The organism is Catenovulum agarivorans YM01, from assembly GCF_000281085.1.
GTDB lineage: Bacteria > Pseudomonadota > Gammaproteobacteria > Enterobacterales > Alteromonadaceae > Catenovulum > Catenovulum agarivorans.
In genome coordinates, this window is record NZ_JH767535.1 from 64795 (window position 1) to 65860 (window position 1066).

Here is a 1066-nt window from a genome sequence, read left to right on the forward strand (position 1 = left end):
GCTAGTTAATGTCTGTATTTTTTATTGCTGATTTACATTTAAGTGAAAGTCGCCCTGATATCACCCAAGCCTTTTTAGACTTTTGTTCATCGCTGTCTTGCGATACTCAAGCTTTATATATTCTCGGTGATTTTTTTGAATATTGGGTTGGCGATGACGACCCGTCTGCATGGTTAAATCCAATTAAATCAACACTAAAAAATATAGCCGAGCACGTTTGCCCAGTTTATTTTATTCACGGCAATCGAGACTTTTTAATTGGTAAAACCTTTGCCAAACAAACAGGTGTACAATTATTAAACGAACCAAGTATTGTTGAATTAAATAATCAACGAGTGGTCATATTACACGGTGATAGTTTATGTACCCAAGATACTGGCTATCAAAAATACCGCAAAATTGTTCGTAACAAATTCATTCAATTTATCTTTTTGCGTTTGTCGCTAAAAACACGCTTTAAAATTTTTGCCAAGGGCAGGGAACAAAGCAAAGAAAAACAGCAACAAGTTATGGATATGCAAATATTGGATGTAACCCGCCAAGCTGTCAGCGATTTAATGGAAAGTTATCAAGTTGATTTAATGATCCACGGTCATACCCATAGGCCAAAGATCCACAGAAATGCGCGCACGCCAAGCCGCGGCACACGTATAGTATTAGGTGATTGGTATACACAAGGCAGTGTTTTAGAAGTAAATGACGACGGTTTTTTGCTCAATTCTTTCCCATTAGTAGAAAAGTCCGATAATTCCAGTACGATTTAGCATTAAACGTTAAGCTTTAAAAAAGCTGTGATATAATCCGCGCCCGCTAACTTCTACTAAGCTCTTATATAGACTTAAGGTTAGCAGCAGTCATTAACGCACTAGAGTGGAGAAAAAATTATGATGCCAGTGGTAGCCCTTGTGGGTAGACCTAATGTTGGTAAATCAACCTTATTTAACCGATTTACCCGCAGCCGTGATGCGTTAGTGGCCAACTTTCCCGGATTAACTCGCGACCGCCAATATGGCCAAGCCGCATACGGCCGTTACCAATTTATCGTTATTGATACCGGCGGGATTAC

Annotated in this window: 2 protein-coding genes; both read left to right on the top strand. The window is 39.2% G+C overall.

Annotated features, from left to right (window positions below; all coding sequences use genetic code 11):
• Positions 1–8: 8 nt before the first annotated feature.
• On the top strand, positions 9–764 hold the full coding sequence (locus WSC_RS0117300; protein WP_016957213.1) for a UDP-2,3-diacylglucosamine diphosphatase: 756 nt from the start codon (positions 9–11) through the stop codon (positions 762–764).
• Positions 765–884: 120 nt separating this feature from the next.
• Positions 885–1066 (top strand): GTPase (locus WSC_RS25370; protein ID WP_040394974.1); only part of this gene is annotated, 182 nt, incomplete at its 3' end.

What these genes read in the sequence shown, in the direction of transcription:
- WSC_RS0117300 (WP_016957213.1), top strand. Translation starts at nt 9, where the DNA reads ATGTCTGTATTTTTTATTGCTGATTTACATTTAAGTGAAAGTCGCCCT.